Source organism: Niveispirillum irakense DSM 11586 (assembly GCF_000429645.1).
GTDB lineage: Bacteria > Pseudomonadota > Alphaproteobacteria > Azospirillales > Azospirillaceae > Niveispirillum > Niveispirillum irakense.
The window spans coordinates 529,754-556,328 of the sequence record NZ_KE386933.1; the positions used below are offsets into that span (position 1 = coordinate 529,754).

The window sequence follows — 26,575 nt, forward strand, 5'->3', positions numbered from 1 at the left end:
GAAAGCGTGCGGTTTCAAGCGCGCCGTTTGTGGGTGGGAACAAGGGCCTTAACGGGCGGAATTTCAAAAGCCGATAAGTCCATAAGGTGCCGGGCGACTGTCCGGTTGCCGTGCGGTCCCGCGCGCCGACGCGCCAATAATCGTAATCGCCTGTCAAATCAGGGAAACGAGGGAGGAACTCTTGAGGGGCGGATATTCTCTCCTTGGCCGTACAGCGGCCATTGCATTGCTGGCTGGCGCAGCGCCGATGACGATGGCCGGGGCGGCCTTCGCACAGGCTGCCAGCGGCAATGCGTCGGATATGATGGAAGAGATCATCGTTACCGGCGTTCGTGCATCGCAGCAGCGCTCTGTCGATCTGAAGCGCAATGAAACCGCGATGGTTGATGCGATCAGCTCCGAAGATATCGGCAAGCTGCCCGACGTCACCATTGCTGACGCGCTGCAGCGTGTCTCCGGTATCCAGATCCGCCGCGAGGCGGGCGAGGGCACCACGGTGAACGTGCGCGGCCTGCCGCAGGTCATCACCATGCTGAATGGTGAACAATACCTGTCCGCCGGCAATCTGGGTGAGGCGCGGCCGAACCTGAGCGATGTGCCCGCACAGTTGATGAATGCCGTTGTCGTCTACAAGACGACAGAGACGACCAATGCCCTGTCCGGCATTTCCGGCACCATTGATCTGCGCACCCGTCGTCCATCCGATATGCCTTCGGGCCTGACGATTACCGGTGCCGCCGAAGGGCAGACCGGCGAGGATACGAAGGAAAAGGATTATCTGGCCAACGGTCTGGTATCCTGGCGCAATGACCGGGTCGGCGTGCTTGTGTCCGGTGCTGGCAGCAAGGCCAATCTGGGCAATAATTATTCCGGCGTCGCCGGTGGCCTGTCCGGCAACAATGACTGGGGCGGGTCCGCGCCGACCAACTTCATCTCTCCGCATGGCTTTGAAAGCTTCAAGCGTGAGGTGGAGCGCGAGCGCCTGTCCCTCTCCGGTGCGTTCGAGGCCGATCTGGGTGAAGGTTTCACCTTCGTCGCGGAAGGCTTCTACACCAAGATGGACGAGTTCAACCGCTCGGCCGGTATCAACATCTCCAACCGCTGGTCCAGCGATGCCTATGGTATCTGGACCATCCCGACCGCCACGACGCCCGTCGGCACGGGCAACTGGGTCTCGGTGGATGAGTATGATATTGACGCCTGGTGGGTGAACTCCTTCAGCGTCAACCGCGTCAACAAGTCGGAATCGAAGAACTATAACGCCGAGCTGAATTACGATAATGGCGGGCCGTTCACGTTTGAATTCCGCGCCATGCGATCGGATGCCAATCGTCTGTCCATGAACGGTCAGGCCCAGGGCGATTTGTCCAACTGGGAATACGGCCCCAACCGTTTCAACCTGTTCCGCGATGCCAATGACCGCACCCGCGGTACCTTCTACCCCGCCGCCATCGCGTCGAAATTCGACCCGTCCCGCTATTCCAACGGGATCGTTGGCAGCCAGGGCGGCCGGTATGTCGACCCGAACCCGCTGGGCTATGGCGAAAACCCGCGTCTGCACTATGATATTTCCGGTGGCCATCCGGTCTGGTCCGGCTTTGACCGGCCGATTTCCGGTGGGCTGGGTGCGGGCAAGTCGCTGACCGATTACATGGCCAACCAGGACAGCTACGCCATCGGCGCCTTCTCTTCCGAAGGCAATAACGAGGCGAAGTCGGACCTGTCTGTCTATCGTGCTGATGGTCATTATGATTTCGAGGAGCCGCTGTTCGGCTTCTTGAACAAGGTGGATGTGGGTATCCGCCGTTCCGACCGCTCTGTCTCGATCGAACAGTTCCACCTGTTCTCCACCTTCTACAAGGGCCAGGGCGTGAATGCCGCCGGCCAGCCGAACACGTCCGGTTGTTCGGCCCAGTGGAAGGCCATCGACGTGGTGATGAACCAGAATCAGTGCCAGGCGGGTGAGTTTGTGCGCGATCCGGTGACGGGTCTGCCGGTGTTCCAGGGCTATACGATCAATGCGCCGACGCGCCTGGACACTTATAACAATGTCATCTGGGTGGATGATCTTGGTTCCATCACCTCGGGCATTCCGGGCTTCTGGGCCATCGATCCGCGTGACTTCGACGATCCGGCGGCCTTCCACCGCAAGGTCTTCGGCGGGGCGGAGCGGGTCATCGTGCCCGGCCAGTCCTATGATGTGGACCTGTGGGAAGATAGCGGCTACTTCAATACCCACTTCGCCTATGGGGCTCTGTCCGGTACGGCTGGCCTGAAGATCATCCGCACGGAATTGCAGGTCCGCCAGAACATCACGGGCGAGACCAAGAATTACGGCGACACCAACAATGATGATGGCGATGTCACCAGCCGCCGCAGCTATTACGACTATCTGCCGGCGGTGAATGCCAGCTACGACATCAATGACAATCTCCGCCTGCGCTTCGGCTATTCCAAGACCATGCAGCCGCTGGATCTGCTGAAATATGGCGGTGCGTTGAAGATCAACACGGCGGACGATCCCACCTTGGGCATTCGTATCGTCACCAGCGCGGAATCGCAGGGCAACCCGGATCTCGATCCGTGGCGGTCGGATAACTGGGACGCGGCGATTGAATATTATATCGGCCGGGCCAGCATGCTGAACCTTGCCGTGTTCCGCCTGAATATCGACAGCTATGTCGTAACCCGCACCACCCAGGACGGTCAGTTCGCCGACCAGGACGGCATCATCCGCCGCACTGTGCCGGTGACCCGCCCGCAGCAGGGTGAAGGCGGCAAGGTGGAAGGCATTGAAGTGGGCGCCAAGCTGTCCTTCAAGGACTTCCTGGATGAGAACAGCTTCTTCTCCAACTTCGGTGTGGACACCAACTACACCTATTCGCCCAGCGAGCAGACGCTGACGAATGGGACCAAGGTGGCGTTCAACGATAATTCCAAGCATCAGTTCAACCTGATCGCCTGGTATCAGGATGAGAAGTTCCAGACCCGCGTCGCTTATAACTTCCGTAGCAAGCGTCTGCAGGACGTGTTCACGAACCAGTTCCCGGTCTACCAGGAATCCTCACAATATGTGGACGTGAATGTCAGCTACGACGTGACCGACAACATCACTGTCTATGCCAATGGATCCAACGTCCTTGGTGAGAAGGAAGATTACGTCGTCCAGTTCGCGCCCGGCATCAAGCAATATGCCTGGCAGAACGAATATGAGCCCCGCTACACGCTGGGCGCTCGCTTCCGGTGGTAATGATCCGGTAGCCTGACGGGGCGCCCCTGAGCCTTGATCGGTTTGGGGGCGCCCTTTCGTATGAAAGCGGTCCACCCTTTTTCCGGGAAGGTGCGGGGGCATGGATAATCGCATACGCGATCTGGTCATTGTCGGCGGTGGTACTGCCGGCTGGATGACAGCGGCGGCCTTGGCCGACCATTTCCGGGGCAGCGGGCTTGCCATCACTCTGATCGAAAGCTCGGCCATCGGCACCATCGGGGTGGGGGAAGCGACGATCCCCACCATCCGCCGCTTCTATCAGGCGTTGGGTCTGCGTGACCTGGATGTGCTGAAGGCAACCCATGGCACGGTGAAACTGGGCATCCGTTTTGATGGCTGGACGGGCGACGGGGCCGGTTTCCTCCATCCGTTTGGCGTTTATGGCCAGGATTTGCGGGGTATCCCGTTCCATCAATACTGGCTGCGGCTGAACAAGGCGGGCCATGCGACCGATCTTGGCGATTATTCGCTGGCCGTTGCCCTGGCCCAGGCCGGGCGTTTCACCCTGCCATCGCCCAATCCCCCCTCCACCCTGTCGGTCTTTGACTGGGCGCTGCATTTCGATGCCGGCCTGTTTGCCCAGATGATGCGGCAGGTGGCCGAACAGCGCGGTGTGCGCCGGATCGATGCCCGGATCGAGAAGGTGGAGCGGCGGGGCGAGGATGGCCACATCACCCATCTGCTGCTGGATGATGGCCGCCATATCGCCGGTGATCTTTTTGTCGACTGTTCCGGCTTTCAGGGCCTGTTGATCGAAGGGGCGATGCAGGCGGGCTACGAGGATTGGAGCCAGTGGCTGCTCTGTGATCGGGCGCTGGCCGCACAGGGCCATGCCCTGACCCCGCCCCCGCCCTTCACCCGCGTGACGGCGCAGAAGGCCGGCTGGCGCTGGACCATCCCGCTTCAGCACCGCACCGGCCATGGCTATGTCTATTCCAGCCGCCATATCAGCGACGCGGATGCCGAGGCGGAATTGCTGGGGGCCATCGGTCCGGATCTGAAGATGGCGCCGCGCCGTATCGCCTTCACCCCTGGCCGCCGGTCCCAGGCATGGAAGGGGAATTGCGTCGCTATCGGCCTGTCATCGGGCTTTCTGGAGCCGCTGGAATCCACCTCCATCGCCCTGATCGAAACGGGGATCGAGAAGCTGAAGCAGCTTTTCCCCCGCCAGGGCATTGATCCCTATCTGGTGGATGAGTTCAACGACTGGTCCCGGCGGGAGATGGAGCGGGTGCGCGACTTCATCATCCTGCATTACTGGCTGAACCAACGGGGCGAGGATTTCTGGCGGGATTGCCGCGCCATCGACCTGCCGGACACGCTGCGCCACAAGGTGGAACTTTTCCGCCGCCGGGGGCATCTGGTGCGCTATCGCTGGGAGATGTTCCAGCCCGCAAGCTGGCTGGCCATCTTCGCCGGTTTCGGTTTCCTGCCGGAAGAAAGCGATCCTGCCCTTGAGGGGGCAGACATCGCCGGCCTGCGCCGGGGCCTGGATGGCATGCGCCAGGCCGTGGCCCAGGCGGTTGCCGATTGCCCGACCCATCAGGAATTCATCGACCATTATGCGCGGGTGGAAATGCCCGGCGGCAGACAATAATAAATCAGGGGAAGGAAAAGCCGATGAAGCCGTTGCGCAAGATCGTCATCGCCGGCGGGGGCACGGCGGGCTGGATCACGGCCGCCATGCTGTCGCATATGCTGAAAGGCGCGGCAACGGCGGTGGAACTGGTGGAATCCGATGAGATCGGCACCATCGGCGTGGGGGAAAGCACGATCCCGCCCTTCATCACCCTGTTACGCAATCTCGGCATCGATGAGCAGGATTTCATCCGTCAGACCTGTGCCAGCTTCAAGCTGGGTATCCGTTTCCGCGACTGGCTGAGCCTGGACAGCACTTATTTCCACCCGTTTGGCGCCATTGGCGGTCAGATCGACATACACGAATTCTATCAATGCTGGCTGCGGGCCAAGGCCAATGGCCATCCGTCCAGCCTGATGGATTTTGCCCCCGCTGCCGCCATGGCCGATGCAGGGCGCTTCATGCTGCCTTTCAAGGCACAGCGCACCATGATCGGCGGCGCCTCCTATGCGCTGCATGTTGATGCCAAGCGGGTGGCGACATATCTGCGCCGCTATGCGGAGGAACGCGGGGCCATTCGCACCGAAGGCCGGATTGACCGGGTGCGTACCCGGCCCGATGGGGCCATCGAGGCGCTGGTCCTGCGCGACGGGCGGGAGGTGACGGGCGATTTCTTCATCGACTGCACCGGCTTCCGCTCGTTGCTGGTCGGGCAGACGCTGGGCGTGGGCCTGATTGACTGGTCCGACCAGCTTCTTTGTGACCGTGCCGTGGCCGTGCAGACGGAGAATGTCGGCGACACCCATCCCTATACCTTGTCGGAGGCGCTGGGCCATGGCTGGCGCTGGCGCATCCCCCTGCAGCATCGGGCTGGCAATGGCTATGTCTATTCCAGCCGTTTCCTGTCCGATGATGAAGCGGTGGCCACGCTGATGGCCAAGGTGCAGGGCCGCGCCCTGACCCAGCCGATGATCATCCCCTTCAAGACCGGCATGCGGGCACGCATGTGGGAGAAGAATTGTCTGGCCCTGGGCCTTGCCGCCGGCTTTATCGAGCCGCTGGAATCCACCGCCATCCATCTGGTCTATCGCGCGGTGGATTATCTGCTGCGCTTCTTCCCCGACCAGGATTGCGATCCGGCATTGGCGGCGGAGTTCAACCGCCGCATGGGCGCGGAATATGAGGAGGTGAAGGATTTCATCGTCCTGCATTACTGCCTGACCCGGCGCGACGACACGCCCTTCTGGCAGGAATGCCGCCGCACGCCGATCCCGCCCAGCCTGCGGGCGCGGATGGACCTGTTCCGCGCCAGCGGGGTGTTGCGGGAGGGGCTGGATGAGCTGTTCCGCGCCGTGTCCTGGCAAGCAGTCTATGACGGGATGGGCGTGCGGCCCGCCCGCTATCAGGGCATGGTGGAGCGGATGCCGCTTTCGGTGATTAAAGAAACGCTGGATCGCACACCCGACCTGTTGCGCGCCCAGGTCCAGGGCCTGCCCAGCCACGACGATTTCATCCGCGCCCATTGCGCAGCGGAAAAGGATTTTTGAGGGGGCTACGATAAATTCTTCATAAGCTCTCTTGACAAACGCCTACAAGGTAATAGCTTTAAATTCCTATCGCAGCTTGATCGTGGAGATTTTTGTCATGAGTAAATTCGGTGTGGAGCCTTACCATATTGAGGATAAGGAAGAGGCGTTAGATTATTTGAGGAACTTGCTTGCTAAGCCCAAATATAGATCGGAATGCGAGCTGATATGGAGGGCTGTTAATTTAGTTTGGGATGAGGATTTGCGGAAATATTTTATCGACGAAGGCCGAAAAATGCTGAAATCTCCTTATATGTGAGTTTATTTTTGATTCTATGTGCATGAAAGTCGGCCTTCTTTTCTGTAAAAGGACCGACTTCTCAACTTTATCGGGTCGGGGGTTTTGGTATAAATTTCCCATCACCCCAGGTTCAGCTTCCTACGCACATCGTAATCGTGGGTTTTGGCCCATTTTTCGATGAAGCTGGTCAGTTCGGCATCCGGCTTTTCCGGCAGCATCACCATCAGGCGCACATATTGGTCGCCGGTCACTTTGCGCTCGGCATTGGCGATGCCCTTGCCCTTCAGGCGCAGGACGGTGCCGCTATTGGCGCCGGCAGGCACCTTTACCGCCACCTGACCATCCAGGGTGGGCACCTTGATCGGCGCGCCCAGCACGGCTTCCTGCAAGGTGATGGGCACGTCGATATGGATATCGTCGTCGCGGCGGGTGAAGAGCGGGTGGCTGTCCACATGCACTTCCACGATGGCGTCACCCGCACCGGCCCCGCCCAGGCCCGGCAGGCCCTGGCCCTTCAGGCGCAGTTTGCTCTGGTCCCTGGTGCCGGCGGGGATGGTGATATTGATGGTCTTGCCGGTGGACAGGGCCAGTTGCCGTTTCACGCCCAGGCAGGCATCGGTAAAGCTGACCGTGACGGAATAGCTGACATCGCTGCCCTTCGCCTTCACACCCGCACTGCCGCCGGCGGAATAGCGGCGGCGGGCGGAGCCGAAAAAGTCGGAGAACGGATCATCATCCTCAAAAGGATCGGCGCCGCGCGGGCCTGTCCCGGCACCTGCCCCTGCACCCCGTCCGGCGCCAGCCCCGGCATGGGTGCGGCGGTGGGTACGCTGCGGTCGTTCGGTCCCATTGGCGTCGATCTCACCCCGGTCGAACCGGGCGCGCTTATCGGGGTCGGACAACAGGCTGTAGGCGCTGTTGACCTCCTTGAATTTCAGCTCGATATCCTGCCGGCCGGGATTGAGATCCGGGTGGTACTGTTTGGCCAAGCGCCGGAAAGCCTGCTTGATGTCATCGGCCGTCGCCGTCCGTGTCACACCAAGGACTAGGTAGGGGTCGCGCATGGTCACCACAAGCAATAGGATATCAGACGCCGCATCCTACGCTGCGCCCGACGCTGGTCAAGCGGTGGCAACAGGCGGTGCCGCGATCATCCGTATAAAATAATTGCCCCCGGCCATCGGGGATGGCCGGGGGCTGAACAAAGGGGCTGATAGCCGCCCTTAGCTGACGATCTTCCAGCTTCCATCCGGCTGCTGGCAGGCGCGACCAAAAGCCTGCTCGCTGCGTCCGCCGACGGTGATCGTCTGCTGATATTCGCGGCAATAGGCGTTGGTGCCCTGCTGGCGACCTTCCGCCGTCGGGGTGACGACGACGCGGTTGCTGTTATTGGGGTTGTCCCAGACGATCGGCTGGTTCAGGGGCGCGCTGAAGCTGGCATAGGTGTTGCGCTCCAGGGCAGCCTGGTCGGCACGGTCCAGAGAGGAGCCGATTTCCGAACCCAGCAGAGCGCCCAGCACCGCACCGGCGCCCGTGGCCCACAGCTTGCCGGAACCGCCACCGATCTGGCTGCCGGCCAGACCGCCGACGAGGCCGCCCAGCACCGCGCCACCGGTCTGCTTCTGGCCGGCATTGCTGTTCTGGCAGCCTGCCAGCATGGCCACCATGGCGGTGGCGATTACGACCTTCTTCAACATTTTTTGACCTCTCTTGCATGTCCCCCCGGACTGGAAGACCGCGACACATCGTCTACGGATACAGCCATGCGGGGGGAGGCATGGACATTCGTTCGACGCTGCTTATCCTCAACACAAATTCAGGCGCAACTATGACGAAGATCACGAAGATGTCTCTTGCTGACGCCACCGATCCCTTCGACCTTTTCCGCTCCTGGTTTGCAGAGGCGGAAACCACCGAGATAAACGACGCAAACGCCATGTCGGTTGCAACGATCGGTGAGAATGGTCGCCCAACCTCCCGAATCCTACTGTTGAAGGGGTTGGATGACCAGGGCTTCGTCTTCTATACCAATACACGCAGCGCCAAGGGTGGTCAGTTGGCGGCACATCCAGTCGCGGCCCTGAATTTTCACTGGAAGTCGCTGCGCCGTCAGGTGCGCATTGAAGGTGTGGTCGAACCGGTCAGCGAGTCGGAGGCGGATGCCTATTTCGCCACCCGCCCGCGCGGCAGCCAGATTGGTGCCTGGGCCAGCCAGCAGTCTCAGCTTCTGGACAGCCGGGAAACGCTGGAACGGGAACTGGCGGTGGTGGAAGCCCGGTTTGCCGGCAAGGATGTGCAGCGCCCGCCGCACTGGTCGGGCTACCGTGTCGTTCCCGACCGGCTGGAATTCTGGCAGGACCGTGAGTTCCGCCTGCATGACCGGATCATCTTCACCGCCGCCGATGGCGGCTGGGTCCGCACCCGGCTTTATCCGTGATGACAGGCGGGGAGGGGACGGTGCAGGACGGCATGGCCGATGCCATCTGGCGTCGGCGTGCGACCTATGCCAGCGTCGCGGTTGCCATGACGCTGATCGCGGCCAAGCTCGCCACCTATATGGTGACGGATGCGGTTTCCATCCTCTCTTCCCTGATCGACAGTTCGGTTGATCTGCTGGCTTCCGTGGTTACCCTGCTGGGCGTGGCGCAGGCGCTGCAGCCGCCCGACCACACCCACCGGTTCGGCCATGGCAAGGCGGAACCGCTGGCCGCCTTGGCGCAGGCGGCCTTTGTTGCCGGTTCCGGTGTGTTTCTGGGCTATGAGGGGATTGGCCGCATGGTCGATCCGCGACCCGTGGTGGAAACCCGGTTCGGCATTGCCGTCATGCTGTTTTCCATGGTCCTGACCACACTGCTGCTGCTGTTCCAGCGCTGGGTGATCCGGCGGACCGGGTCCATGGCGATTGATGCCGACCGGCTGCATTATAGCGGCGATCTGTTCATGAATGCCGCGGTCATCGCCGCCCTGGTTCTAACGGCCTGGACAGGTTGGCCGCTCTGGGACCCTCTGTTCGCGCTGGGCATTGCCGGCTTCCTGGTCTGGGGCGCGACCCGTATCGTCCGCACCGCCCTGGATGTGCTTATGGACCGGGAATTGCCGGACGAGGAGCGGCAGCGTATCAAGGATATTGTCCGGGGGCATGCCCAGACGCGCGGCCTGCACGATCTGCGCACCCGTTCCACCGGCACCGGCCAGCATGTGGAGTTCCACTTGGAGCTGGACCCGGACCTGACACTGGCCCAGGCGCATGACATCACCGACGAGATCGAGCGGGAATTGCGCGCCGCCTTCCCGACGGCTGAATTTGCCATCCACCAGGAACCGGCGGGCCTGGAGGATGAGCGTCTGGATCACCGGTTGCGCAAGTGAAGGCACTGCTGGCGATCATCGCCAGGCGCCCACCAGTTCCACCTCTTCCCCGCCCATGCCGCGTTTGAAAGCGGTCACACCCGGTGCGGCATCGGGCAGGATGCCGCCCAGATCCAGCCATTCCCTTCCCTGTGCCTTCAGTTCCAGGGCGGCCCGCCACAGCAGCAGATTATGGGCGCGCGTCGTGCGGCCGGCAGCGCCGGCCCAGCCGATCTGATATGTGGCCGCCTTGCCATGGCCCAGCATCATGATGCCGGCCACTGGCACGCCATCCTTCATCGCCCGGAGCAGCAGGATGTCGCCATCCTTATACATGCCGGTCCGCATGCGGGTGACCAGGGCAGAGGAGGGGCCGCGATAGCCCTTGGCTGCCTTGTCTGCCTGATATTGCTCCAGCAGCCAGGGGATCTGCGCTGATCCGTCGCGGTCGATTTCCACTGCCAGGCCGGCGCGTTCCGCCTGGTTCAGCGCGTTGCGCCATTTCTGCGCCAGGCCGGCGCGCAAGCCCGCCTCATCCTGCCGCAGATCCAGCCAGATGGTGCGGTAGCCCGGCCCCTTGTCGCGCCGCCAGCCGGCCCAGCGCATCATGGCCTCTGCCTCTTCCCCCGCCGGCCATTCCGGCACCACGGCCACCCAGCAGAAGGGGCCGGGGCGATATTCCTGGCGCAGCAGCTTCATCACCGTGGCGAAGACCACCGGCTTGCGGGCGGCGGGCAGCAGCAGGGGGCCTCGATGCAGCCGCACCACCCGCACCAGTCGGGCAATGCGCTTTTCCGTCACCACCACCAGCCCCACGGGCCGGTCGGCCAGTTCGATGATGCCCAGCCGCGGGCGGGTGCGTTCGGTCGTGAACAGCGCCTGGGAATAGCCGAACCCCTGGGTCAGCGTGCTTTGCCCGCAATCGGCCAGCAGGCGCGCCCATTCCGACAGGCGGCCCACATCCCAGACGATGCGGATGGGGGGCGGGGTTTCCGGCGTGGGGCTCGACATGGGCGGCAAGGCATGACAGATCAGGGAATTATCCCGGCGAGAGTGCCCGGCTTTTCCATCCCCGTCGAGAACACAAGCGATGCATCAACGCCCTGTCTGGTGGCACAAGGACCATTTTTCCGCCAAGCGCCCGCATCTGGTGGTGCGTCAGCAGGTATTGCGCAGCCTGCGCCGCTGGTTCGAGGGGGAGGGGTTCGACGAGGTGGAGACGCCGGCCCTGCAGCTTTCACCGGGGCTGGAAGTCCATCTGATGGCGTTTGCCACCGATCTGGTCGGTCCCCATCCTGATGACCGCCGCCGGCTTTATCTCCATACCAGTCCCGAATTCACGATGAAGAAGCTGCTGGCGGCGGGCGTGTCCCGGCTGTTCCAGCTTTCCCATGTCTATCGCAACGGGGAGCGCTCGCGCACTCACCACCCCGAATTCACCATGCTGGAATGGTATCGCGCCGGGGCCGGCTATCGCGACCTGATGCAGGATTGCATTGCTTTGACGCGCGCAGCCTGCCGGGCGGCAGGCCGGGAAATGCTGCGCTTCCGGGGAACGGAAAGCGACCCTTTCGCGGAGTGGGAGGTGCTGACCGTGCAGGATGCCTTCCTGCATTATGCCGGGATCGACCTGCTGGCGACCGCGCCTGATCCGTTGCGCCCCGACCGTGATCGGCTGGCGGCGGAAGTGACGCGGATCGGTATCCGGGTGGCAGAAAGCGATACGTGGGAAGACCTGTTTTTCCGCGTCAGCCTGGACCGGATCGAGCCGCATCTGGGCTTCGGTAGGCCCACCTTTCTGACCGATTATCCGGTTTCCATGGCTGCCCTGGCCCGTCCCCGGCCTGATGATCCGCGGGTGGCGGAGCGGTTTGAGCTATATGGTTGCGGGGTGGAACTGGCCAATGCCTTTGGGGAATTGACTGACCCCGTGCTTCAGCGCCAGCGCTTCCAGGCCGATATGGCGGAAAAGCAGCGCATCTATGGGGAGGCCTACCCGATTGATGAGGATTTCCTGGCAGCCCTGGCCCATATGCCGGACAGCGCCGGCATTGCGCTGGGCTTTGACCGGCTGGTGATGCTGATCGCCGACGCGGCGGAAATTGATCAGGTCCTGTGGGCGCCGGTGATTCCGGCCACCTGATAAAAAAGGCGGCGCCGGAATGCCGGTGCCGCCTTTGGCGTTTCAAAACGGAAGACTTCAGTTCACGACGCTGACGGCCCGGCGGTTTTGGGCCCAGACCGCATCGCCGGTGCCGGCCACGGCGGGACGTTCCTTGCCGAAGCTGACCGTCTGCAAGCGGCTGGCATCAATGCCCGCGGCCATCATATAGCGGCGCACACTGTCGGCGCGGCGCTGGGCCAGGGCAAGGTTATATTCGCGCGTGCCCCGCTCGTCGGCATGGCCTTCGATGGTCAGGGTGATGGCGGGGTTGGAGCGCAGGAAGCCGACCTGCTTGTCCAGCGTGGCGGCAGCCTCGGCCGATACCTCATACTGGTCCAGCGAGAAGAAAACCCGGTCGCCGATATTGGCGAGTTGCTGCTGCGGGGACAGGTTGCTGTCCAGGCCGCTGCTATCCACGGGGGCCGTGCCCACACCCTGCTGGCCGCTGCCATAGGGCGTGCTGTAGCCGCCTTCGCCGCCGGCCGATGCCTGACTGTCATCGTCACGCACGCTGCTGCACGCTGCCAGCATCATCAGGGGGGCCAGCAACAGGAGATGGGATCGCTTCATGTGTCGCTTCTCTCGCTTCATTGTCGGCCACACCTTCCCGCATGACCACGGTCCTGCCGGTCCGCCATCACAAGACAGCGCAAGATTGCGGCTGTCTTGCGACAAAAGGCAGGCAGGGCCGGGGCGGATGGGGCCGCCGGGATGGGTAACACACCAACCACCCTGATCGGTTCCCCCGGATCAGGCGTGGCCGACATCCACAGAAAGCATGGACAGGTCGATCCCAAGCTGGGCCAGGGCCCGGTCCCATTTGCTGTCCATGTCGGCATCGAACAGGATGCTGCTGTCGGCGGGCACGTTCAGCCAGCCATTGGCCTGCATTTCCTCGTCCAACTGGCCGGGGCCCCAGCCGGCATAGCCAAGGGCCAGCAGGGCCTGTTTCGGGCCGGTTCCCTCCGCCACGGCGCGCAGCACATCGACCGTTGCGGTCAGGACGACGCCATCGGCCACTTGCATGCTGCCTTCGCGCATATAATCGGCGCTGTGCAGCACGAAGCCGCGTCCCGATTCGACCGGCCCGCCGTAGTGGACACGCAAGCTGCCGCCCGCTGGCTGGTCAAGTTCGATCTTCAACTGGGCCAGAAGGTCGGGAAAGGCGATACCGTCGAACAGGCGGTTCACCACCAGACCCATGGCGCCATCGCCGGTATGGGCACAGATGTAAATGACGGTACGGGCGAAGCGGGGGTCGGGCATTTGCGGCATGGCGACCAGAAACTGGCCGACAAGGCATGCCGGGACGCCGATCTTGGCTGTGTTCTTCATGGGCATATGCTCAAGGAAGGGTGGCCGATCCTATGATAACAGTCGTTCACCCCATGTGGGGTAAATTCCTGTGATTTCCATGACCCGTCATCGACACCCCCGGAGTTCCGCTTGCCGCCCGGCGGGGGGCGGCCTAGAACCTTAACCCTATGTTCCATCACTCACCCTGTGGGGAGACCAAAGATGTCCGTGAAGGTTGGCGATCATATTCCGTCGGTCACGCTGAAGCACCTGACCGAGTCGGGCATGCAGGAGATCAGCACCGACGATCTGTTCAAGGGCAAGAAGGTGGTCCTGTTCTCCGTCCCCGGTGCCTTCACCCCCACCTGCTCCGCCAAGCACCTGCCGGGCTTTGTCGAGCAGGCAGAGGCCCTGAAGGCCAAGGGTGTGGAAGAGATCGTCTGTCTGGCGGTCAATGACCCGTTCGTGATGCAGGCCTGGGGCAAGTCGGCCAATGTCGCCGGCAAGGTCACCATGCTGCCGGATGGCAATGGCACCCTGACCAAGGCTCTGGGCCTGGAAATGGACGGCACGGCCTATAATCTGGGCCTGCGCGGCCAGCGCTTCGCCCTGGTGGCCGAAGATGGCGTGGTCACCCGCGTTGAGGTGGAGAAGCCCGGCGCGTTTGAAGTGTCCAGCGCCGATTACATCCTGAAGCATCTCTGATCCTGCCGGCCCTTCACGCCCTTCTCAAGGGCTGATGGGCTTGCATGTTCTGCGCGTAAAGCCCATCATGGCCACCATCCCTGGCTGTGGTGGGCTTTTATTTTGCTGGCCGCGAATCATTTCGACGTCATTGTCGCTTTCCTTCGACAGGTCGGCATTGGTGTCCATGTCGGGGATTATGGGCCCGATGGCTTTCTGCCTGGCGTGCGGATCGTGGATGGTGCGCTGTGGGTCGATCCTGCCCATCTTTATATTTCTGGCGATCTGCTGCATGAGGCGGGGCATCTGGCGGTCATTCCCGGTCGCTATCGGGCCCAGGTGGGGTCGGATGTGACCGCCACGCTGGAGGCGGCATTGGACGATGATCCGGAGCCAGAGCCGATAAGCCGTGCCATTGCGGAGCGCGCCCTGGTGAGTGGGGAAGTGATGGCGCTGGCCTGGTCCTGTGCCGCGCTGACGGCCTTGACCCTGCCGCTGGATACGGTCTTTTTCGAGAATAGCTACAAGATGGACAGTGCCGGCCACACGCGGCTGTTCCAACTGATCCATCAGGGGAACTATCCGGGCCTGATGCACCTGATCGCCAATGGCATGACCGGCCCTTGCGGCATCGCCGCGCTGCTAAGCAACAGCAGCTTGCCACCATTCCCCACCATGACGCGGTGGGTGCTGCCCTGAGAGGCGCTTTCCTTACAGCAGCGGTGGGGAAGAGAGCAGGCTTTCCGCCGCGGCGCGGGCGGCCTGGGTCACTTCTGCGCCGGACAGCATGCGGGCCAGTTCTTCCAGCCGCTCCGTCCGGGACAGGGGATGAACCTCCGTGACGGTACGCCCCCCGGCGGCCTTCTTACGCACCTGCCAATGGTGGGCGCCGCGTGCGGCCACCTGCGGGCTGTGTGTCACCACCAGCACCTGCAAATCATGGCCACCCAGCCGCGCCAGCCTTTCGCCAATGGCATCGGCCACGGCCCCACCGACGCCGGTATCCACCTCATCGAACACCAGGGTGGGTACGGTGCCGACCTGGGCCAGCACGACCTTCAACGCCAGCATGAAGCGGGCCAATTCACCACCGGAAGCGATCTTGGCCAGCGGGCCGGGCGGGGCACCGACATTGGTGGCCACCTGGAAGGCGACATCGTCGATGCCGCCGGGGCCCCAGCCTTCTTCTTCCAGCGGCGCCACCTTGGTGACGAATCGCGCCTTTTCCAGTTTCAGTGGCTTCAACTCGCCGGCGACGGCCTTGTCCAACTGTGCGGCAGCCTTGGTGCGGGCGGCGGACAGGGCCTTGGCGGCGGTGACATAGGCGGCCTTGGTGGTTTCGGCCTGACCGGCCAGCTTCTGCAACAGGTCGCCCTGATCCTCGATCAAGGAGAGCTTGCGGCCCATCTCCGCCCGCAGCCCGACCAGCCCGTCCACATCCGTGCCATGTTTGCGTGCCGCAGCGCGCAGGGCAAACAGCCTTTCCTCAATCCGGTCCAGGTTGCCGCCGTCGCTATCCATGTCGGCAGACAAGGCCTGCAGGGACCGCGCCGCCTCACTGACATCATTGGCGGCTTCGTCCAGCGCGGTGATCACCGGATCCAGCCGGCCCCCGGCCCGCTCTGCCAGTCGTGACAAGGTGCGAAGCGCGCTGGCCAGCGCGCGTTCTGCGCCGCGCTCGCCGGATAACTCGCCATAGGCCTGGGTGATGCCGTCAATCAGCTTTTCGCGGTGCTGAAGTACCACGCGCTTTTCCGCCAGCGCGGTCTCTTCACCCTCTTCGGGGGCAAGCTGGTCCAGTTCCTCCACCGCGTGGCGCAGATATTCTTCTTCCGCGCGGGCGCGGGCGGCATCCTCGGCGGCGGTCAGGCGGGCCTGTTCCACCTGCCGCCATGCCCGCCAGGAAGCAGCCACCTGCTGGCCCTGCGTCGCGATCTGGGCGTAATCATCCAGCAGGTCGCGATGGGTGCGGGGGTCCAGCAGACCATGGGTATCAAACTGGCCGTGGACTTCCACCAGCGTCTCGCCCAGCCGGCGCAGCAGCGTGACGCCAACCGGCTGGTCGTTGATGAAGCAGCGCGACCGGCCATCCGCGGTCAGGGTCCGGCGGATAACCAGCGTGTCTTCCACCTCCAGCTCCTGCTCCCGCAGGATGGCGAAGGCGGGGTGGTCGGGCTGGCGGGACAGGTCGAATTCCGCCGTCACCCCGGCCTGGTCGCTGCCATGACGGACGAGGCTGCTGTCACCGCGGGCGCCAAGCGCCAGACCCAGCGAATCCAGAAGGATGGATTTACCGGCCCCCGTCTCCCCGGTCAGAACGCACAAGCCGGGCTGAAAGGCCAATGTCAGCCGTTCGATCAGGACGATGTCGCGGATCGAGAGGGTTACCAGCATGACGTCACCGCATCCGGGAAGGGAAGGGGGCTTGGGAGAAGGGTTAGAACAGCCAGTCCACGGCGCGGGTCATGAAGGAGGGCTTTTCCCCCCGTTCCGTGCGCGAGATCAGGGCATAGCTGTACTGATACCACGTGCTGCCGGGATAATTATGCCCCAGCAAGGCGGCGTTCACCTGTGCCTCTTCGCGGATGCCAAGCGCCAGATAAGCCTCCACCATGCGATGCAGCGCCTCCGGCACATGGCTGGTGGTCTGATACTCGTCAATCACGCGGCGGAAGCGCTTGATGGCGCCCATATATTCACCGGTGGCGAGGTAGAAGCGACCGACCTCCATGTCCTTGCCGGCCAGATGATCGCGGGTCAGGTCGATCTTCAGCCGCGCGTCGCGGGCATAAGGCGTGGTGGGGAAGCGGCGCACCACCTCGTTCAGGGCGTTCAGCGCTTCATAGGTCGTGGACTGGTCGCGGCGCACATCGGTAATCCGCTCATACTGGCACAGCGCCTTCAGATAGAAGGCGTAAGCCGCACTGCGGTTGCCGGGATGCAGCGAGATGAAGCGATCCAGCGCGGCGATGGCGTCATCGTAGCGCAGCGCCTGATAATGGGAATAGGCGGACATAAGCTGCGCCCGCACAGCCCATTGGCTGTAGGGGTGCTGTCGTTCGACCTCGTCGAACAGCAGGGCCGCCTTTGTGTAGTTCCGGCTGTCGATGGCGTTCGACGCCTCGGCGTAGATCTGCTCCACCGGGCGTTCCACATAGGGAATCTCCTCCTTCTTGCCGGAGCAAGCGGTGAGGAACAGCAAAGCGGCCGGCACCATGTAACGGGCAACGGACAGCGGGCGGGTGGAACGAGGCGTACGAAGCATCGGCAGGGACAACCAAGCTGCGGGCATTAATGCGGGAAGCCTTATAGCACGCGTGGGACCGCACCCGCCAAGCGGCAAACTGTGCGAATGGCCCCAACCCGATCGCTTTTGCCGTTAAATCAGGGCGGAAGCGTGGCAGAGAGGCCTTTATCCGGCGTGTCCAGCCCTTTTCAGGGGTAGGGAGGCCAAGAAAAAGGGCGGGCCCTGTCGGGAACCCGCCCTTTTCTGATCGATACTGAATCAGGCCACCGTGGCCAGTTCCTCATGCCAGACCGGGGCATCCTCGATCCGGTAAGCGGTGGGATCGGCAAACAGGACGCGCAGGATGGCGTTGTTCATCGCATGACCACCCCGGATGCCATGGTAATGGCCCAGGATCTGGCCGCCGGCCAGATAAAGGTCGCCCACTGCGTCCAGGATCTTATGGCGGATGAACTCATCCGAATAACGCAGGCCGCCCTCATTCAGCACCCGGTCGCCTTCAATGACGATGGCATTGTCCAGGGAGCCGCCGAGGCCCAGGCCAGCCTTGCGCATCTGCTCCACCTCATGGGCGAAGCCGAAGGTGCGGGCGGCTGAAACCTCGTTCTTGAAGCTGCCATCGGTCAGGCGAAGCGAGCTTTCCTGGCGGCGGATAAGGGCCGTATTGTCATAGACAATCTCCGCCCGGAAGCTGGAAACAGGGGCCGGGCTCAGCGTCACGACCTTGTCACCATCTACCGCCTGCACTTCCTTCAGCACGCGGATCACGCGGCGGGCCTTCTCCTGCGTGGCGATGCCAGCGCATTCGATCAGGAAGATGAAGGGGGCGGAACTGCCGTCCATGATCGGCACTTCAGGCGCGCTCACCTCAACATACAGGTTGTCGATGCCGCAGCCGCGCAGTGCCGCCATCAGATGTTCCACCGTGCCGATGGTCACATCATGGTCGTTACGCAACAGGGTGCAGAGACGGGTGTCGGACACGAGGTCCCAGCGCGCCGGAATCACAGCCTTTTCGGCCGGAACATCGGTGCGGATGAAGACGATGCCGGTATCGACCGGAGCCGGGCGCAGGGTCAGGTGGACCTTACGGCCGCTATGAAGGCCGATGCCCATGCAATCGATCGATGATTTCAGAGTCTGTTGCCAGGACATGGGATGTCCCCTTTTCCGATCAATTCTAGACACGCCCCCGAATGTGAATGGGTGCGCCGCCTGTACCAGCCCTCCCAGGCTTTTGCATCCCATCACCTCCCACAGGTGCTGCGATGCGGCGTCGGCAACCGTTCACACCATCAACATGCCGCCCCACCGCGCCATATACAAATCACTCTTTATTACCGATTGTTACATGGACGGATGGTAACGCGCTGATCCAGCGTCACAATTTCGCCCTGTTTCATCGAGGTGGAATCAAAAAGGGCCGACCCCCGCCGGGCCGGCCCCTCTTGTGCGACGCGATAAACTATTGATTTCGAACGTTGTTCAGTTCGCCTGCCGCCGCAGGAAGGCGGGAATGTCCAGCATGTCCTCCTCGCTCTGCGGGGCCTGAGCGCGGGGGGCCTGCTCCACCTGCTGCGGGGCGGGGTGATGGGGCTGCTGCTGCGGGGCCGGTGCATGGGCAGCCTGCTGGGGCTGCTGCGGTGCGCGGGGGGCCTGGGTGAACTGCTGCTGCGGTGCCTGGGGCGCCGGGGCCGGTGCGCGCTGGGGCTGCGGGGCCGGCTGGCTGTTGCCACCCAAACCGAACATCCGGCTGAACAGGCCGCGCTTTTCCTGCGGCTGTGCATGCGGCGGGTTGAAGCGTTCCGGCACGGTCTGGCTGCGCGGTGCTCCTTCTGCCGGACGGGGCGGAATGAAGGCCTCGTCCCGGCGCGGCTGGGCCGGCGGATGCTGCGGATGCATGTCCATCGGTCGCAATTCACGCGCGACGGGCTGCGGTGCGGCAGGGGCCTGCGGTGCCGGGACAGTTTCAACCGGGGCTTCCGCCACCTGTTCGGCGGCCGGCTGGGCAGGGGCCTGCGGGGCGGGCTGCATGGCCACGCTGCCGGGCACCGGTGCGGGGGTCATAGCGGCAAAGTGATTGCCAGCAGTACCGGGAATCGGCGCCGGCTGCATGGCCGGACGCGGCGGAATGGGGGTGCCGGCCGTGGGGATGGCCGGTGCCGGCGGGGCCGCCGGACGACGGGCGGCGCCAGCAGCGCCATTGCTGCCAGCAACGACCTGAAGCTGCGGTTGGGCCGGCGGGCGAAGCTGCTGAGCATTGTCGATGCCGGTGGCGACGACAGAGACCCGCATCTTGCCGGACATATCCTCGTCGAAGGTGGAACCGAAGATGATGTTGGCTTCGGGGTCCACCTCGTCGCGGATACGGTTGGCGGCCTCGTCCACCTCGAACAGGGTCATGTCGTGGCCGCCGGTGATGTTGATCAACACCCCGCGGGCACCCTTCATGCTGATATCGTCCAGCAGCGGATTGTTGATTGCGGCCTCGGCGGCGTCGATGGCGCGGTTGCCGCCCTCGGCCTCGCCCGTGCCCATCATGGCCTTGCCCATCTCGCTCATCACGGTGCGGATGTCGGCAAAGTCCAGGTTGATCAGGCCGGGCATGACCATCAGGTCGGTCACGCCACGCACGCCGGCATGCAGCACATCGTCGGCCATCTTGAAGGCGTCCGCGAAGGTCGTCTTCTCGTTGGCGATGCGGAACAGGTTCTGGTTCGGGATGATCAGCAGCGTATCGACATACTGGGCCAACTCGCCAATGCCGCTTTCCGCCGTGCGCATCCGGTGCGCACCTTCAAAATTGAAGGGTTTGGTGACCACGCCGACGGTCAGGATGCCCTGTTCGCGTGCGGCCCGTGCAATCACAGGGGCGGCACCCGTACCCGTGCCACCGCCCATGCCGGCGGTGATGAAGCACATGTTGGTGCCGTTGAGGTGACCCAGGATCTCCTCAAGCTGTTCTTCCGCGGCGGCGCGGCCCACATCAGGGCGGGAGCCGGCGCCAAGGCCGCGGGTGATGGTGCTACCAAGCTGCACCCGCTTGCTGGCCAGGTTGCCCTGCAGGGCCTGGGCGTCGGTGTTGGCCACCACGAACTCGACCCCTTCCAGGTTGGAACGGATCATGTTGTTGACGGCGTTGCCGCCAGCGCCACCAACACCGAACACGGTGATGCGGGGCTTGGTCTGGACTTCAACGCTGGGGATACCGAGTTTCAGGGACATGGCGGGGCTCCTCTGGCGGGGGAGGGAATTGGTGTGCCCGTTAGGCTTGGGCGGCGCGGGCTGGCGATTGGCGGAGTGGCGTTAAGGATCAGGCTGTCGGCTGCCGAGGGGCGGGCACTGGCCTGGGCCACGGTCTTCGGGCGGATCGTCGGGTCATAGATTTTCCCTCAGCCAGTGCTGGACACGGGTGAACAGGCCCGTGCCCCTTTCCTCGGCCGGGGGAAGGACCGGCAATTCGTGATTCTGTTGCAGGGCATAGGAGAGCAGCCCGGCGGCGGCGGCAAAGGAGGGGCCGGAGACATTGGCCGCCAGCCCGCCGATGCGCAGCGGACGGCCCAGCCGCACCTGCTTGTCCAGCACGCTGGCCGCCAGTTCCCGCACACCGGAAAGCTGGCTGGCACCGCCGGTCAGCACGACGCGGCGCCCGGCAGCCTTGGCGACGCCGGATGCATCCAGCCGTCCGGCCACCAGTTCGAAAATCTCTTCCAGCCGAGGCTGGATGATGCCGACCAGCAGCGATTTGGGCGCATGGTTGGACAGGCCGCGCTCTTCCTCGCCCACCTGGGGCACGTCGATCATCTCCCGCTCGTCGGAGACGGCGGCGACGGCGCTGCCATGCAGGGTCTTCAGCCGTTCGGCCTGGACCACCGGCGTGGTCAGGCCGCGCGCAATATCGTTGGTGACATGCACACCGCCCAGCGGGATGCTGTCGCACCAGATCATCTTGCCATCATTGAAGACGGCCATGGAAGTTGTGCCGCCGCCCATATCAATGACGGTGACGCCCAACTCCATCTCATCTTCCACCAGACAGGACAGGCCGGCGGCGTAGGGGCTCATCACGAAGCCCTCTACCCCCAGATGGCAGCGCCCGACGCAGGTGGAGATGTTGCGCACGGGGCTGGCGGCGGCGGTGACCACATTCATCCGCACGCCCAGCCGTTCTCCCACCATGCCGCGCGGATCGCGGATACCGCGGGACCCGTCAATGGCATAGCCGATGGGGATGGAATGGATCAGCGCCGCATCGGGCGACACGTCCAGCTTTCGCGCTTCTGCCAGGGCGCGGCGCACATCGCCGTCGCCGATCTCCGGCGCCGTGACCAGCGTTTCAACTGTCAGGGTCTGACTTTCGGGCTGGCCGCCGGACAGGCTGACCAGAACCTCGCGGATCTGTTCCCCGGCCATGGTCTCCGCCGCATGCACGGTGGTGCCGATGGCGGTTTCCGCCAACTCCATATCCACGATGCCGCCGGACCGCACGCCGCGGCTGACCTGATGGCCAATGCCGGTCACACGAATGCCGCCGGCCTCTTCCACCTTGGCGATGAAGCAGACGATTTTGGTCGAGCCGACATCCAGGGCGGCGATGGTGCCGCCCCGCGTCACCTTGCGCGGACCTTTGCGTTGGGTGAGGGCGCCGGGAAATGCCATGTTCTCGCCGCCTCCTCAGATCTTCTGTTTCTTTTCGGGCGGCTTGCGCCGGATATCGGCGGCCATGGCCGAGGTCTGCACCGCCATACGGTCGGGCATCCTGAGGTCTATCGCCACGACATCCTTGTCCAGCACCTGATTGGTCTGCTGGACCATGGCGAGCTGGTGCAGGGCGGCCGCCACATCATGTTCGGGCAGGCGCACATCCACCTTGTTCTTCAGCCGCAAGTCCCAGCGCCGGCCATTGACCAGCACGGCGGCTTCAACCCGGTCCGCAATGGTCGGTTCCGCCGCCAGCAGGCGCAGCAGTTCCGGCCCGCGTGCCGGGGCATTGGCGCCCACCAGCAGCGGCAGGTTGGGCCAGCGCGACAGGTCATCCGCCGTCAGCACTACGCCATCGGCATCAATCAGCGACAACTGCTGGTCATTCTGCCACAGCGCCATCGGCACCCGTTCCCGGATAGCGACGAAGATCGTGTCCGGCAGCCGCCGTTCAACCCGCGCTTCCTCCACCCAGGGAATGGCCTTCAGCGCCGCGCGCGCGGCATGGGGGTCGAAAGCCAGGATGGGGCCGCCATATTCCACGCCAAGCGCCGCCAGCAATTGCGGGCCATCGGCCTTTTCCCGTCCGGTGACAAAAACCTCGCGCACCGACAGGCCAGCCTCCACAGAAGCGTGCATGAATTTATCGACCGCCACACTGGTCACCATCTGCGCCTGCCCGCTGGCCCAGCCCCAGATACCGACCACGCCCAGCAACAAGGCCGGGGCAAGGCGGCGGCCGATCCGCATGGCGGGGCCGGCCCAGCGCGGCATGGCGCGGCGGCGGTTGGCCTCCTGCGTTGCACGCAAGGTCGCCCGCTTCGTCTTTTCGGCGAAACGGGCGCGGGGATTATCCGGGATGGGGCTGGCAGACGCTACGCGTGGCATCGGGCATGCTCCACTATCCAGGCACATAGATCGGCATAGGAGATGCCCACCGCCGCCGCCTGTTCCGGCAGCAGGGAGGTGGGGGTGAAACCGGGCTGGGTATTGGTTTCCAGGAAGCAGAGGCCGCTGGCGCCGGGCTTGCTGTCATCCCAGCGGAAATCGGACCGCGACACGCCGGTGCAGCCCAGCGTTTCATGCGCCAGCAACGCCAGACGCTTGGCTTCCGCCGTCACGTCATCGGGGATTTCTGCCGGGCAGACATGGATGGAGCCGCCCTGGGCATATTTGGCGTCGTAATCGTAAAAGCCCTTCACGGGCACGATTTCCGTCACGGCCAGGGCGCGGTCGCCCATCACGCCCACGGTCAGTTCGCGGCCGGGGATGAAGGTTTCCACCATCACACGGGCACCGTAAAGCCAGCCATCCTCGGCCAGCACGGTGTAATTGTCGCCCTGCTGCACAATGCGCACACCCACGGACGAGCCTTCATCCACCGGCTTCACGACATAGGGCGGGGGAAGCACATGGCCGGCCAGCACCTGTTCCTTGGTCACGATCACCCCTTCGGCCACCGGCATGCCGACGGTGGCCAGCAGGCGCTTGGTCATCGCCTTGTCCATGGCCAGGGCGGATGGCATGGCGGGGGAATGGGTATAGGGCAGGCCCATATATTCCAGCACGCCCTGGATCAAGCCGTCCTCACCGCCCTTGCCATGCAGGGCGTTGAAAACGACGTCAGGACGGGGGCTGAGGTCGCGGATCAGGGCGGCCAGATCGCGGCGGACATCCACGCGCGTGACGCGGTATCCCTTCTGCTCCAGCGCCTTGGCGATGTTGGTGCCGCTGACCAGGGATACTTCACGCTCGGCAGACCAGCCCCCCATCAGGACGGCGACATGCTTCGCGTGGACTTCACTCATAATACCAGACTCCCCCTCGACCACGCCTTCGTCAGGTGTGGCCGCCCCAACCGGACTTCCTGTTACAAAAGTCGCTACCGCAAGATTTGGTGTGGTGACGTCCCGTTCGTCCCACAAAATCCGGTGTAAGCGACGATTCGTGCCGCCGCAAGCGCCAATCTGCCGCCCTTTTAAAAAAGGCGAGGGCGATGAACCGAAAGCAAGAGCGACGGAGTCGTGGCCGGGGCTTATGGGATATGTCATCCGGCCCCTCCGGTCGAACGGGGTAAGCCGATGCGACGTATTTCCCACCGGAGGTCGATACCGCTGGTTGCTTTTACCCGGCGACGTACTTCCTCGCCCAGGGACTCGATATCCGCTGCTGTTGCGGTGCCGAGATTGAGCAGGAAATTGCAGTGTTTCTCGCTGATCTGGGCGCCGCCGATGGTCAGGCCCCGGCATCCGGCCTGGTCGATCAACTGCCAGGCCTTGTGCCCTTCCGGGTTGGCGAAGGTGGAACCGCCGGTGCGGGCGCGGACCGGCTGGCTGTCGGCGCGGGCCTGCTGGATCGCCTCGATCCGCTGTTTCACGGCATCGGCATCGTCGGGGCGGCCGCGCAGGGTGGCGGCGGTGAAAACCACATCATCCGCGAGGCCGCAATGACGATAGGTCAGGTGCAGCTCCTCGCGGGTCCAGCGGCGGTGATTGCCCTGCCGGTCCACGCCGTCGGCACTGTCAATCACATCCACCAGTTCGGCACCATAGGCGCCACCATTCATGCGGATGGCACCGCCGATGGTGCCAGGGATGCCGGACAGGAATTCCAGCCCCGCCAGCCCCGCCTGCTGTGCCGTCAGCGCGACATTCAGGTCCAGTGCGCCAGCACCGGCAATGATCATGTCGCCTTCCACACGGATATCGGCGAAGGGACCGCCCAGGCGGATCACCACGCCGGGCACCCCGCCATCACGGACCAGCAGGTTGGAGGCGACGCCGATCACCGTCACCGGCACATCGGCGGGACAGCGGGCCAGGAAATAGGCCAGATCATCGGCATCAGCCGGACGGAACAGCAGTTCCGCAGTTCCGCCGACACGGAACCAGGTGGTCGGGCCCAGCGGAGCGTCGGCGGTCAGCCGCCCGCGCAGGTCGGGCGCTTCTTTCCGGATCCGGTCATGCAGCGACGGCGCGGACATCAGATGGCGCCCCCCAGCGTGTGCAGCTTGTCCAGTTCCGCCGGCAGGGCATTGGCCCATTGGGTAATGGTGCCGGCGCCCAGGCAGACCACCATATCGCCGGGCTTGGCGATCTCCCGCACCAGGGCGGGCAGGGCATCGGGGCCGGACAAGGCGCGCACGTCGCGATGGCCGTGAACGCGCAAGCCTTCCACCAGATCATCGCGCGACGCCCCCTGGATGGGTTGCTCCCCGGCGGCGTAGATGTCGGACACGATCACCGTGTCTGCATCGTTGAAGCAGGTGCAGAAATCGGCAAACAGGCTTTGCAGGCGGCTGTAGCGGTGCGGCTGGACCACGGCGATGGTACGCCCCGACCCGGCCATGCGCGCCGCCTTCAGCACGGCGGCAATTTCCACCGGATGGTGGCCGTAATCGTCGATCACCACAACGCCATTGCTTTCCCCGGTCTTGGTGAAGCGGCGCTTCACCCCGGTGAATTTGGCGAAGGACTGACGGATCGCCTCGTCATTGATGCCCAGATTGACGGCTACGGCCACGGCAGCCAGGGAATTCTGGACATTGTGCAGCCCATACATGGGCAGATGGATGCCGGTAATGGTCCGCGCCTCGTCCTGGGCGCGGTCATTGATGGCGACATCATAGAAGCAGCCGCGGGTATTGGTTTCCACATTCACCGCGCGCACATCGGCCTGGGGGGAGAAGCCATAGGTCACGACGCGGCGGTCGATGCGGCCCAGCATGGCCTGCACTTCGATATGGTCGATGCACAGGGCGGCAAAACCATAGAAGGGGATATTCTCGACAAACCGGTCGAAGGCCTTCCGCTCCTCCTCGAACGTGCCGTAATGGTCCAGATGCTCCGGATCCATATTGGTCACGATGCCGATGGTGGAGGGCAACTTGGTGAAGGTGCCGTCGCTCTCATCCGCTTCCACCACCATCCATTCACCGCTGCCCAGCTTGGCATTGGTGCCGATGGAATTGATGATGCCGCCATTGATGATGGTCGGGTCCATGCCGCCGCCTTCCAGCAGGGCCGCGACCAGGCTGGTGGTGGTGGTCTTGCCATGGGTGCCTGCCACGGCGATAGACCATTTCAGGCGCATCAGTTCGGCCAGCATTTCCGCCCGGCGGACCACGGGGATCATGCCGGCGCGGGCGGCGACCACCTCGGGATTGTCCTTCTTCACGGCGGAAGAGATCACCAGCACCGCCGCTTCGCCCAGATTTTCCGCCCGGTGCCCGATCTCCACCTTGATGCCCAGCTTACGCAGCCGCTGGACATTGTAGTTGTCGGACATGTCACTGCCCTGGACGGCATAGCCCAGATTGTGCAGCACCTCGGCGATGCCGGACATGCCAATGCCGCCAATGCCGACAAAATGCAGCGTTCCGATATTCAGCGGCAGGGCCCGCATGGCTTACACTCCAACCAAAGGACGCGGATGGCGGTCCGCGGAAAATGCACAAAG

General features: G+C 63.7%; 23 protein-coding genes. 9 read left to right on the plus strand and 14 right to left on the minus strand.

What is annotated here, in order from left to right:
- The first annotated feature begins 181 nt into the window (after positions 1-181).
- The 4 genes from G473_RS0116495 (at position 182) to G473_RS0116510 (ending at position 6,695) form a co-directional block, all read left to right on the plus strand.
- A complete protein-coding gene (locus G473_RS0116495; protein ID WP_210163340.1) occupies positions 182-3,250 on the plus strand; it encodes a TonB-dependent receptor in 3,069 nt (1,022 codons plus the stop codon).
- A 100-nt stretch (positions 3,251-3,350) separates the two neighbouring features.
- Positions 3,351-4,868: a tryptophan halogenase family protein gene (locus G473_RS0116500; RefSeq protein WP_029014014.1), complete on the plus strand. Its 1,518-nt coding sequence runs from the start codon at positions 3,351-3,353 to the stop codon at positions 4,866-4,868.
- 23 nt (positions 4,869-4,891) lie between these two features.
- Complete coding sequence (locus G473_RS0116505; protein ID WP_029014015.1) at positions 4,892-6,397, plus strand: tryptophan halogenase family protein; 1,506 nt, start codon at positions 4,892-4,894, stop codon at positions 6,395-6,397.
- Positions 6,398-6,494: 97 nt separating this feature from the next.
- Positions 6,495-6,695 (plus strand): hypothetical protein, encoded by a 201-nt coding sequence (locus tag G473_RS0116510; protein WP_154667439.1) that lies wholly within the window; start codon positions 6,495-6,497, stop codon positions 6,693-6,695.
- A 101-nt stretch (positions 6,696-6,796) separates the two neighbouring features.
- On the opposite strand, the gene G473_RS0116515 is transcribed toward G473_RS0116510, so the two are convergent.
- Together G473_RS0116515 and G473_RS0116520 are read right to left on the minus strand one after the other, a co-directional pair.
- A complete protein-coding gene (locus tag G473_RS0116515) occupies positions 6,797-7,741 on the minus strand; it encodes a DnaJ C-terminal domain-containing protein (protein ID WP_029014017.1) in 945 nt (314 codons plus the stop codon).
- 159 nt (positions 7,742-7,900) lie between these two features.
- The gene (locus tag G473_RS0116520; RefSeq protein ID WP_029014018.1) at positions 7,901-8,374 is read right to left on the minus strand and encodes an RT0821/Lpp0805 family surface protein; all 474 of its coding nucleotides are present in this window, start codon (positions 8,372-8,374) and stop codon (positions 7,901-7,903) included.
- A 149-nt stretch (positions 8,375-8,523) separates the two neighbouring features.
- Between G473_RS0116520 and pdxH the strand changes: the two genes are divergently transcribed.
- Both pdxH and G473_RS0116530 read left to right on the plus strand, forming a co-directional pair.
- Positions 8,524-9,114, plus strand: coding sequence for a pyridoxamine 5'-phosphate oxidase (gene pdxH, locus G473_RS0116525; protein WP_035708002.1), 591 nt, complete (start codon positions 8,524-8,526; stop codon positions 9,112-9,114).
- On the plus strand, positions 9,114-10,046 hold the full coding sequence (locus G473_RS0116530) for a cation diffusion facilitator family transporter (protein WP_245580142.1): 933 nt from the start codon (positions 9,114-9,116) through the stop codon (positions 10,044-10,046). Before pdxH ends, G473_RS0116530 begins: the two co-directional genes overlap by 1 nt.
- Positions 10,047-10,061: 15 nt before the next feature.
- Here G473_RS0116530 and G473_RS0116535 read toward each other — a convergent pair whose 3' ends face one another.
- Positions 10,062-11,036: a lipid II:glycine glycyltransferase FemX gene (locus tag G473_RS0116535; protein ID WP_029014021.1), complete on the minus strand. Its 975-nt coding sequence runs from the start codon at positions 11,034-11,036 to the stop codon at positions 10,062-10,064.
- A 79-nt stretch (positions 11,037-11,115) separates the two neighbouring features.
- Here G473_RS0116535 and epmA point away from each other — a divergent pair, with 79 nt between their 5' ends.
- Positions 11,116-12,168: an EF-P lysine aminoacylase EpmA gene (gene epmA, locus G473_RS0116540; protein ID WP_029014022.1), complete on the plus strand. Its 1,053-nt coding sequence runs from the start codon at positions 11,116-11,118 to the stop codon at positions 12,166-12,168.
- 57 nt (positions 12,169-12,225) lie between these two features.
- On the opposite strand, the gene pal is transcribed toward epmA, so the two are convergent.
- Complete coding sequence (gene pal, locus G473_RS0116545) at positions 12,226-12,759, minus strand: peptidoglycan-associated lipoprotein Pal (protein WP_029014023.1); 534 nt, start codon at positions 12,757-12,759, stop codon at positions 12,226-12,228.
- 180 nt (positions 12,760-12,939) lie between these two features.
- Positions 12,940-13,524, minus strand: coding sequence for a YqgE/AlgH family protein (locus G473_RS0116550; protein ID WP_051330360.1), 585 nt, complete (start codon positions 13,522-13,524; stop codon positions 12,940-12,942).
- Between the two features lie 183 nt (positions 13,525-13,707).
- Between G473_RS0116550 and G473_RS0116555 the strand changes: the two genes are divergently transcribed.
- Together G473_RS0116555 and G473_RS29450 are read left to right on the plus strand one after the other, a co-directional pair.
- Positions 13,708-14,190 carry a peroxiredoxin gene (locus G473_RS0116555; RefSeq protein WP_029014025.1) on the plus strand — a complete coding sequence of 161 codons (483 nt, stop codon included), beginning with the start codon at positions 13,708-13,710 and terminating at the stop codon, positions 14,188-14,190.
- Positions 14,191-14,292: 102 nt separating this feature from the next.
- The gene (locus G473_RS29450; RefSeq protein ID WP_029014026.1) at positions 14,293-14,868 is read left to right on the plus strand and encodes a hypothetical protein; all 576 of its coding nucleotides are present in this window, start codon (positions 14,293-14,295) and stop codon (positions 14,866-14,868) included.
- A gap of 12 nt (positions 14,869-14,880) precedes the next feature.
- Here the strand turns inward: G473_RS29450 and recN are convergent, their stop codons facing one another.
- From recN to murC, 9 genes are all read right to left on the minus strand, one after another.
- Positions 14,881-16,563 (minus strand): DNA repair protein RecN, encoded by a 1,683-nt coding sequence (recN, locus tag G473_RS0116565; protein WP_029014027.1) that lies wholly within the window; start codon positions 16,561-16,563, stop codon positions 14,881-14,883.
- A gap of 43 nt (positions 16,564-16,606) precedes the next feature.
- A complete protein-coding gene (locus G473_RS0116570) occupies positions 16,607-17,434 on the minus strand; it encodes an outer membrane protein assembly factor BamD (RefSeq protein ID WP_035708009.1) in 828 nt (275 codons plus the stop codon).
- A 240-nt stretch (positions 17,435-17,674) separates the two neighbouring features.
- The gene (lpxC, locus tag G473_RS0116575) at positions 17,675-18,571 is read right to left on the minus strand and encodes a UDP-3-O-acyl-N-acetylglucosamine deacetylase (RefSeq protein ID WP_029014029.1); all 897 of its coding nucleotides are present in this window, start codon (positions 18,569-18,571) and stop codon (positions 17,675-17,677) included.
- Positions 18,572-18,901: 330 nt separating this feature from the next.
- The gene (ftsZ, locus tag G473_RS0116580) at positions 18,902-20,641 is read right to left on the minus strand and encodes a cell division protein FtsZ (protein WP_029014030.1); all 1,740 of its coding nucleotides are present in this window, start codon (positions 20,639-20,641) and stop codon (positions 18,902-18,904) included.
- 153 nt (positions 20,642-20,794) lie between these two features.
- A complete protein-coding gene (ftsA, locus tag G473_RS0116585; RefSeq protein ID WP_029014031.1) occupies positions 20,795-22,075 on the minus strand; it encodes a cell division protein FtsA in 1,281 nt (426 codons plus the stop codon).
- A gap of 15 nt (positions 22,076-22,090) precedes the next feature.
- Positions 22,091-23,005: a cell division protein FtsQ/DivIB gene (locus tag G473_RS27385; protein WP_051330361.1), complete on the minus strand. Its 915-nt coding sequence runs from the start codon at positions 23,003-23,005 to the stop codon at positions 22,091-22,093.
- Positions 22,993-23,925 (minus strand): D-alanine--D-alanine ligase, encoded by a 933-nt coding sequence (locus G473_RS0116595; protein WP_029014032.1) that lies wholly within the window; start codon positions 23,923-23,925, stop codon positions 22,993-22,995. Before G473_RS0116595 ends, G473_RS27385 begins: the two co-directional genes overlap by 13 nt.
- 239 nt (positions 23,926-24,164) lie before the next feature.
- Positions 24,165-25,100 (minus strand): UDP-N-acetylmuramate dehydrogenase, encoded by a 936-nt coding sequence (gene murB / locus G473_RS0116600; protein WP_029014033.1) that lies wholly within the window; start codon positions 25,098-25,100, stop codon positions 24,165-24,167.
- Positions 25,100-26,521: a UDP-N-acetylmuramate--L-alanine ligase gene (murC, locus tag G473_RS0116605; RefSeq protein ID WP_029014034.1), complete on the minus strand. Its 1,422-nt coding sequence runs from the start codon at positions 26,519-26,521 to the stop codon at positions 25,100-25,102. Before murC ends, murB begins: the two co-directional genes overlap by 1 nt.
- Positions 26,522-26,575: the final 54 nt, after the last annotated feature.